At 70.8% G+C, this 8,817-nt stretch carries 8 protein-coding genes; 3 read left to right on the top strand and 5 right to left on the bottom strand.

Translation table 11 applies throughout. The features are described 5' to 3' along the window. Positions 1-138: 138 nt before the first annotated feature. The gene (locus ACFWBN_RS21695) at positions 139-1,302 is read right to left on the bottom strand and encodes a glycerophosphodiester phosphodiesterase (RefSeq protein WP_385178524.1); all 1,164 of its coding nucleotides are present in this window, start codon (positions 1,300-1,302) and stop codon (positions 139-141) included. Between the two features lie 133 nt (positions 1,303-1,435). On the opposite strand from ACFWBN_RS21695, the gene ACFWBN_RS21690 reads away from it, so the two are divergent. Further along, a complete protein-coding gene (locus tag ACFWBN_RS21690; RefSeq protein ID WP_385178523.1) occupies positions 1,436-2,203 on the top strand; it encodes a lysophospholipid acyltransferase family protein in 768 nt (255 codons plus the stop codon). 3 nt (positions 2,204-2,206) lie between these two features. Here the strand turns inward: ACFWBN_RS21690 and ACFWBN_RS21685 are convergent, their stop codons facing one another. The 3 genes from ACFWBN_RS21685 to ACFWBN_RS21675 all read right to left on the bottom strand — a co-directional run bounded on the left by ACFWBN_RS21685 (position 2,207) and on the right by ACFWBN_RS21675 (position 5,859). Next, a complete protein-coding gene (locus ACFWBN_RS21685; protein WP_385178522.1) occupies positions 2,207-3,691 on the bottom strand; it encodes a membrane-associated oxidoreductase in 1,485 nt (494 codons plus the stop codon). Between the two features lie 69 nt (positions 3,692-3,760). Then, positions 3,761-5,311: an MFS transporter gene (locus ACFWBN_RS21680; protein WP_385178521.1), complete on the bottom strand. Its 1,551-nt coding sequence runs from the start codon at positions 5,309-5,311 to the stop codon at positions 3,761-3,763. After that, complete coding sequence (locus ACFWBN_RS21675) at positions 5,311-5,859, bottom strand: TetR/AcrR family transcriptional regulator (protein ID WP_385178520.1); 549 nt, start codon at positions 5,857-5,859, stop codon at positions 5,311-5,313. The genes ACFWBN_RS21680 and ACFWBN_RS21675 overlap by 1 nt, the downstream gene beginning before the upstream one ends. A 90-nt stretch (positions 5,860-5,949) precedes the next feature. On the opposite strand from ACFWBN_RS21675, the gene ACFWBN_RS21670 reads away from it, so the two are divergent. Beyond that, a complete protein-coding gene (locus ACFWBN_RS21670) occupies positions 5,950-6,474 on the top strand; it encodes an HAD domain-containing protein (RefSeq protein ID WP_385178519.1) in 525 nt (174 codons plus the stop codon). Positions 6,475-6,708: 234 nt separating this feature from the next. Then, positions 6,709-7,131 carry a hypothetical protein gene (locus ACFWBN_RS21665; protein ID WP_385178518.1) on the top strand — a complete coding sequence of 141 codons (423 nt, stop codon included), beginning with the start codon at positions 6,709-6,711 and terminating at the stop codon, positions 7,129-7,131. Positions 7,132-7,203: 72 nt separating this feature from the next. On the opposite strand, the gene argH is transcribed toward ACFWBN_RS21665, so the two are convergent. Then, complete coding sequence (argH, locus tag ACFWBN_RS21660; RefSeq protein ID WP_385178517.1) at positions 7,204-8,631, bottom strand: argininosuccinate lyase; 1,428 nt, start codon at positions 8,629-8,631, stop codon at positions 7,204-7,206. Between the last annotated feature and the right edge of the window lie 186 nt (positions 8,632-8,817).

Raw genomic sequence — 8,817 nt, 5'->3', positions numbered from 1 at the left:
GCGGCCCCGCCGGCCGCCCCCGGGGGCCGCTTTATCACACTGGGTCCTCCTAACGCCGGGCCCGGGGGGGGGGGGCGGGGGGGGCGGGGCCGGGGGGTCCCCCCGCGGCCCCCCGCCCACTCGTTCGGGAAGGCCCGCTCAGTGGTTGACGGGGCGGCGGCCGGGGCGGAAGGCCTCGGCCGCGAGCAGCCCGGTGTCCGGGTTGTCCGTGAAGATGCCGTCGATGCCCTGTTCGAAGTACGTACGGAAGGCGCCGAAGGCGTCCCCGTACGCGGCCGGGTCCGTGCCCTTGCGGAAGTCGGCCGGCAGGAAGCTGTTCTCGTTGCGCGCGGTGTAGGGGTGCAGGACCAGCCCGCGGGCGTGGGCGTCCGCGACCAGCGTGGTGGGCGCGCCGAGCTTGCCGGCCGCGTCGCGCGGGAGGATCAGGTCCATGGTCGGGCCGATGCCCTGGGCGAAGCCGGCGATCCACTTCAGGCCCTCGGGCTTGACCAGGTCCGCGACCGTACGCGGGTCCTTGGCCTGTTCGAAGTCCCACGGACGGGTGTTCGCCGCGGAGAGCAGGACCACGCGGGGAGCCGAGACCAGCCGGGAGAGCCGCTGGATGCTGGAGGGCTCGAAGGACTGGAGGAAGAGGGCGGCACTCCGGCCGTCGCGCCCGTAGCGGCGCAGCAGCTTCGCGAGGGGCTCCTCCAGGCCGAGGCCGAGGGCGCGGAAGTAGCTGGGGTGCTTGGTCTCGACGTGCAGCCAGACCCGCTTGCCGCGCCGCTTGCCCTCGCGGTCGGCCCAGCGCAGCACCTCTTCGAAGGTGGGTACGGCCCACTGGCCGTCGTAGAGGGTGTTGCGCTGGCGGACGGCGGGGATACGTTCCTTCGCGCGCAGGGTCTTGATCTCGGCGAGGGTGAAGTCCTCGGTGAACCAGCCCGTGACGGAGACGCCGTCGACGGACTTGGTGGTACGGCGCGAGGCGAATTCGGGGTGGTCGGCGACGTTCGTGGTGCCGCCGATCTCGTTCTCGTGGCGGCACACCAGGTGCCCGTCCCTGGTCGGGACCAGGTCCTGCTCGATGACGTCGGCGCCCAGGTCGAGGGCGAGCTGGTAGGAGCCGAGCGTGTGTTCCGGGCGGTACCCGCTGGCGCCGCGGTGGCCGATCACCGTCGGGTACGGCAGGTCCCGGTAGCCGTCCGCGCCGTGGCCCGCGCCGGATGCGGCGGCCGTTCCCGCCGAGAGTGCCGTGATCCCGCTGCCGGCCGCCAGGACCGCCGCCCCCAGGACCGTGCGCCGTGCTGCCCCACCCTGTGTCATGAGTGCCACTCCTCGCTGCGAAAGGCCCGAATCGGCGTGCCGATCGTAGGCAAGGGGCGGTAGCGGCCGGGGGTGCGGAGGTGGAACATGGCGGAAACGTGCGTCAACACTGCGTATCCGACTCGTGAACCCGATGTGCGATCAGGCCCGACCCGCGAGTATCGTCCTCACCTGCACTACCGCCGTGTGGTGGGTGCGAGAACCGCTTTTCGATGCCGGAGGGCCCACGTTGTTCCGTACGCGCCTCATCAAAGCCACTGTCGGACCGGTCATGCGCCTGATGTTCCGCACCCGTGTGGAGGGCATCGAGAACATTCCGGGCGACGGGCCTGTGATCCTGGCGGGCAATCACCTCACCTTCATCGACTCCATGATCCTTCCGCTGGTGTGCGACCGTACGGTCCACTTCATCGGCAAGGACGAGTACGTGACGGGCAAGGGCATCAAGGGTCGCGCCATGGCCTGGTTCTTTTCCGGCTCCGGCATGATCCCCGTCGACCGCGACGGGGCCAACGGCGGAGTCGCCGCCCTGATGACCGGCCGCCGGATCCTCGAAGAGGGCAAGATCTTCGGCATTTACCCCGAGGGCACCCGCTCCCCCGACGGCCGGCTCTACCGCGGCCGCACCGGCATCGCCCGCCTGACCCTGATGACCGGCGCCCCGGTGGTCCCGTTCGCGATGATCGGCACCGACAAGCTGCAGCCCGGCGGCGCCGGCATGCCGCGCCCGGGCCGGGTCACGGTCCGCTTCGGCGAGCCGATGGAGTTCTCCCGCTACGAGGGCATGGACCGCGACCGCTACGTGCTGCGCGCCGTCACCGACTCGGTGATGGCCGAGGTCATGCGGCTGTCGGGCCAGGAGTACGTGGACATGTACGCCACGAAGGCCAAGGCCGCGTAGCGCTCACTGCCGTCTGAGTGACCGGCTGACGCCCGCCGCCGTGGTGGTGGCGAGGATCCAGCCGGTCACGATCAGCAGGTACGACAGCCACTGGTACCAGCCGCTCGGCGCGTAAGCGGACTCCTGCCCGAAGCCGATGATCGGCAGCATCAGGTCGATCGTGTAGAAGACGGCGTTGAAGTCCGGCGCCTCCCCCGCCTTCAGCGGCCGGGGCGGCGCGAGCGTGTAGGCGATCGTCCCGGTCAGCAGCAGCGCCAGCAGCCAGCCCGCCGCGCGCAGCGGCCGGAAGCCGTAGCCGACCGTGCCGTCCTGGAGCAGCCCCCACAGCCGGGTGTGCCGGGGCAGGGTGCGCCGGTGGCGGCGCAGTTTGGCGAGCTGGACGGTCCGCGCGGCCGCCTCGTCGCCGACCGTACGGTAGGCCGCGGCGAGCTGTTCGTAGGCGTACGGGAGGTAACCCGACTCCTCGCGCTCCAGTGCGGGCAGCCGCTCCTCGGCCGGCAGGTGCGGGGCGAGGGTGCGGTAGGTCAGGCCGTCTATGCGGATCTGCTGCGGCCAGGTCTCGGGCGGCATGTGCAGCAGGTCGAACTGGGAGCGCCGCAGGTTCACCCCGCCCTGGATGGTCTCGCAGGAGCGCAGCCACACCTCGCCGATCGTGCAGCTGGAGGCGCGCAGCGCGACGCCGCCGGGGTTCACGAACCGGGCATAGGCGAGGTTGAGCTGGCCCGGTATGCGGGATCCGGTGAGGTTGATCCGGCCGTGCAGCTGCGCGCGCATGGCCCGTACGTCGGTACCGACGGTGAGGGTCTCGGCGTGCAGGGCGGTGCCGCCGGGAGCCAGCAGGCGGGCGTCGTCCAGGTTGATCTGGCCGCCGACGGTGGTGCCGTTGATGCGGGTCTGGCCGTGGACGGTCAGTTCCATGGCGATGACGTCGGTGCCGATGTCGGCGTGGTTGATCTGGAGCGGCGGCTCCTGGGCCTCTTCGGGAGCGCCCTCGCCGGGCGGCGTCCCGATGACCGCCCTCCGCAGGAAGAGGCCTCCGGCTATCCGGGCCCCGGACAGCCGGACCGGTCCGGTGATGCGGCAACAGGACAGCTTGAGCCAGACGTCGACGCGGACGGAGTTGGCGGTCAGTCCGGGAAGCGTCGAGTCGTTGACCACGAAGGTCCGCAACTGGGCCCCGAAGAGCAGGGGTTTGCGCTCGAACCAGCAGGCGCGCACGCGGATCGGGTGCTCGATGACCGCGTACCGGAGGTTCAGCTTGCCGGTGATCCGGGCGCCCCTGATGTTGAGCCCGGGGACCTGTCCCACGATGCGGGGCCCGTTCAGCAGGAGCTCGGCGAGCACGTCGGCGCGCAGGGTCCGCTCGGGGCCCCAGGACTCGCCGCCTTCGCCGGTCTCGTCGGGATCCGTCCGGAAATCGACGCCCTCACCCCGCGGGAAGGCGTCCCATACGCGGCGCTCCGCCGGGGTCAGCTCGTTGATCTCCATCGCGGGGATGGTGTCCCGCGGTTCGACGAACTGTCAACTCCGCCTGGGACACCACCCGCTGGTGGGGCGTCAGTGTTCGATGCCGTCCTGGAGCTTCTGGCCCTTGAGCAGGAACCAGGCGGCCACGGCGGTGGCCAGCAGGACGGCCGCGCCGACGCCGGAGGCGAGCCTCAGGCCGTCCACGAAGGCCTCCTGGGCGGCGCCCACCATCTGCCCGGCGGTCTGCGGATCCAGCGTCTTGGCCGCTTCGACGGCGCCGCCGAGGGATTCGTGCGCGGCGTCGGCGACGGCGCCCCCGACGGACGCCGGGGCGGTGAAGCCCTGGTAGACGCCGGTGACGATGGAACCGAGCAGGGCGATGCCGAGGGCGGCGCCGAGTTCGTAGGCCGTCTCGGAGACGGCCGAGGCCGAACCGGCCTGCTCCTTGGGCACGCTGGAGAGGATCACGTCGGCGGTGACGGTGAAGGAGAAGCCGGCGCCGAGGCCGACGACGAGCAGGGCCGCGCCGAGCAGCGGGTAGCCGCTCTCCTTGTGGAGCACGGTCAGCGCGGCGAGGGCCAGGCCGATGGCGCCGAGGCCGCCGGCGACGATCGACCGGACCGAGTACCTGCGGGCGTACCTGCCCGCGACCAGACCGGTGGCCACCGCGCCGATGGCGGCGGGCAGTTCGGCGAGGCCGGCTTCCAGCGGCTCGCGGCCCTGGACGAGCTGGAGGAACTGGGAGAGGAAGAAGACCAGTCCGGACAGGCCGAAGACGGTGAGGAGGTCGGCGAGGACGGCGCCGGAGAAGCCGCGGTGGCGGAAGAGCCGCATGTCGAGCAGCGGGGACGGCAGGCTGAACTGGCGGCGGACGAAGGCGTAGAGCGCGCCCGCGCCGAGCCCCGCGGTCCCCGCGACCTCCCAGGTCAGGCCGTGGGTGGCGGCTTCCTTGACGGCGTAGACGACGCTGATGACACCGACGAGGGAGAGGCCGACGCTGACCAGGTCCCAGGGGCCGGCGACCGGGTTCTTGGACTCGGGCAGCAGCTTGATGCCGACGATGACGAGGGCGGCCATGACGGGCAGGTTGATGAGGAAGACCGAGCCCCACCAGAAGTGCTGGAGCAGGGCCCCGCCGACGACCGGGCCGACGGCCGCGCCGGCGGAGGCGGTGGCGCCCCAGATGCCGATGGCGAGGCTGCGCTCCTTGGGGTCGTGGAAGATGTTGCGGATCAGCGCGAGGGTGGACGGCATCAGGGTCGCGCCGGCCACGCCGAGCAGGGCCCGGGCGACGATCATCATCTCGGGGCTGGTCGCGTAGGCGTTGAGGACCGAGACGGCGCCGAAGGCGGTGGCGCCGACGAGGAGCAGCTTCTTGCGGCCGATGCGGTCGCCGAGGCTGCCCATGGAGACCAGGAGTCCGGCGATGACGAAGGAGTAGATGTCGCCGATCCACAGCAGCTGGGTGCCGGACGGCTTGAGGTCCTCGGAGAGGGAAGGGGTGGCGAGACCGAGTACGGTGGCGTCCACCGCGACCAGCAGCACGGCCAGCACGAGCACGGAGAGCGCCAGCCAGCGCCCGCGCCCGCCGCTCTTGACCCCCGTCTCCTCGATCGGGCTCGACTGCTTGGTACCGCTCATCACTCCACGCTCCGTCGTGCGCCACCGAGCAGCAGCTCGGTGATCATGTACTGGAAGTCCTTGGCCGCGACCCGGCCGTCCATGACGGCCCAGGCGCAGGTGCCGATGAGGCCGTAGAGGGCCTCGGTGAGCCAGGCGGGGCTCAGGTCGATCCGGATGTCGCCCTCTTCCTGGCCGCGCCGGAAGAGCGCCCCGACGCGGGCGTCGAGGCGGGCCCAGCCCTCGTTGACCTGGTCGCCCTCGAAGAGCTGGTTCTCGGTGACGAGGAAGGCCAGCAGCTCGGCGTTCGGCTCCGCCTCCGCGACGAGCCTGCGCAGCGCGTCGACCGCACTGCCCTCGTCGAGGCGGGCGTTGTCGAAGGCCACCTCGAACTCCCGGATGCCCATTTCTTCGAGGGCCCGTACGAGGGCGTCGCGCCCGGCGAAGTGCCGATGGAGGGTCGCGCGGCCGATTCCGGCGGCGCGGGCGACCTCGTCCATCGTGGCGGTCGATTTGCGGGAGAGCAGGGCGGCCGCGTCGCGCAGCACCTGGTCACGATCCATGGCCATGAGACAAGCATAACCCGAATGAGACGTCACTGTCTCATTCGATCGACAAAATGAGCTGCCGAACGGGCGGCCGAGAGGAATCCTGCCGAGATGAAGCCGACGAAACCCCTCCTGCTGATCGACGTCGACGGACCGCTGAATCCCTACGCGGCAAAGCCCCAGCGCCGCCCCGAGGGGTACACCACCCACCGGATGCGGCCCACGGGCTGGAGGGAGGCCGAGAGCGCCAAGCCCCTGCGGGTCTGGCTGAACCACGGCCACGGCGCGGAGCTGCTCGCGCTGGCGGACGCGTACGAGCTGGTCTGGGCCACCACCTGGAAGGACGAGGCCAACGACTGGATAGGGCCGCACCTGGGCCTGCCCCGGCTCCCCTTCATCGACTGGCCGGTGATGCACGGCCGGGCGCCGCGCGGCACGTTCTGGAAGACGCAGTACGTGCTGGAGTACGCGGGCGGCCGGCCCTTCGCGTGGATCGACGACGACATCACGGCCATGGACCGCGAGTACGTGGACCTGCACCACCCGGCGCACGCGCTGCTGCTGCGGATCGACGAGCAGATCGGGCTGACCGGGGAGGACTTCGGCGCTCTCGCAGCATGGTCTGACTCACTGTGATTCGATGACTACTACCCGTGTTCGCGCGGATGATGCGAAGTCGTCAACGGGCCGGGCCGAGAAATCCCCCATCGAACGAACGCTCCCCCTTTCGGCGGCTCTGATCATTTGGAGTGATCGTGCCCGCAAGGTCTTCCCCGGCCGGTGCGGGAAGCGGGAGGCTCCTCTCCAGTGGGCCCTTACCCGGGGCGGGTTCACCTGCACTGAGTCCATCTTTTCGGCAGGGAGAGAACCATGAACGGATCAAGGAAGCTGGCCCTCGGGGCCGCGGCGGTGGCACTGACGGTCGGCGGCGTCGTCGCCGTGTCCTCGGCGTCGGCAGAGCCGCACCAGGCGGCCCGGGCGGCGGCCACCACCACCGCCTGGGCCAAGATCGCCGCGAACGGACAGTTCCTGGGCGCGCAGGGCATCACCGGGACCGTCAACCACTTCGGCAACGGCCGCTACAACATCACCACCACGTCCAACATCAACAATTGCGCCCTGCTGGGCACCATCAACACCAACGGCGGCAGCGACCCCGGACCGGGCAGCTCCTCCATCCTGGTCGGCCAGGTGAACGCGAACACCCTCTTCGTCCGCACCGCGACGCCGTCCAGCGGCGGCAACGCCGCCGTGGACTCCGACCGGCCGTTCTCGATCACCATCGTCTGCTGATTCCCCGCAACGCCGGAGGGGCGGGGGAGCCGATCGGCTCCCCCGCCCCTCCGGGCAGGCGCAGGACAGGAACTACTGCTTGTGGGCCGCCCAGGCGTGTTGGATGACCAGGTCCGCCTTCAGCTCGGTGAGCTGGACGGCGACCGCCGAGGGGGCGGTGCCGCCGCGGCCGTTGCGCGAGGCCAGGGCGCCGGGGACGTTGAGGACGGTGCGGACCTCGGGGGTCAGGTGCTCCGAGATCTTCGCGAACTGCTCGTCCGTGAGCTCGTCCAGCTCGATGCCGAGCCCCTCGCACTCCTTGACGCACTCGCCGGCCACCTCGTGCGCCACCCGGAACGGAACGCCCTGCTTGACCAGCCACTCCGCGATGTCCGTCGCGAGCGAGAAGCCCGCCGGAGCCAGCTCCTCCATCCGCTCCCGGTTGACCGTGAGGGTGGCCATCATTCCGGTGAAGGCCGGCAGCAGGACCTCAAGGGTGTCGCAGGAGTCGAAGACCGGCTCCTTGTCCTCCTGGAGGTCCCGGTTGTAGGCCAGGGGCAGCGCCTTGAGCGTGGCCAGGAGCCCCGTCAGGTTGCCGATGAGGCGGCCCGACTTGCCGCGCGCCAGCTCGGCGATGTCCGGGTTCTTCTTCTGCGGCATGATCGACGACCCGGTCGAGAAGGCGTCGTGCAGGGTCACGAAGGAGAACTCCTTCGTGTTCCAGATGATGATCTCCTCCGCGATCCGGGACAGGTTGATCCCGATCATCGCGGTGATGAAGGCGAACTCGGCGACGAAGTCGCGCGAGGCCGTGCCGTCGATCGAGTTGCCGACCGAGCCGCGCTCGAAGCCCAGGTCGGCGGCGACCGCCTCCGGGTCCAGGCCCAGCGAGGAGCCGGCCAGGGCGCCCGAGCCGTACGGGGAGACCGCGGTCCGGGTGTCCCACTGGCGCAGCCGCTCGGCGTCCCGGGACAGGGACTGCACGTGGGCCAGTACGTGATGGGCGAAGAGCACGGGCTGCGCGTGCTGGAGGTGGGTCCGGCCCGGCATCGCCACGTCCGCGTGGCTCTCGGCGAGGCCGACCAGCGCGTCTTGGAGGTCGGCGATCAGGGCGCCGATGGTCCGGGCGTGGTCGCGCAGGTACATCCGGAAGAGGGTGGCGACCTGGTCGTTGCGGGACCGGCCGGCGCGCAGTTTGCCACCGAGGTCGGCGCCGAGCCGCTCCAGCAGGCCGCGCTCCAGGGCGGTGTGCACGTCCTCGTCGGCGACGGTGCCGGTGAAGGAGCCGTCGGCCACGTCGGCTTCGAGTCGGTCGAGGCCGGCGATCATGCGCTCCAGCTCTTCGGCCGTGAGCAGACCCGCCTTGTTCAGCACGCGCGCATGGGCGCGCGAGCCGGCGATGTCGTAGGGCGCGAGGCGCCAGTCGAAGTGGACCGACGCGGACAGCTTCGCGAGGGCCTCGGCGGGGCCGTCGGCGAAGCGGCCGCCCCAGAGCCGGACGTCACCGTTGTTGCTGCTCACAGCTACTGCTCCTCAAGACTGCATGGCTTCGGGTGTGCAACGGCCTCCCCGTCGCGGAGGTAACGGGGAGGCCGTCTCGGTACTGCGTGGGACGACTCAGGCGAGGTCGCGGCGGGCGGCGATCTTCGAGGACAGCTCGAAGATCTCGATCAAGCCTTGATAGGCATAACTATGCACTACTCCGTA

Source organism: Streptomyces sp. NPDC059989 (assembly GCF_042736975.1).
In the GTDB taxonomy this organism is placed as follows: Bacteria; Actinomycetota; Actinomycetes; order Streptomycetales; family Streptomycetaceae; genus Streptomyces.
Note: the sequence above shows the minus strand (reverse complement) of the source record. Positions and strands in the feature narration are given on the sequence as shown.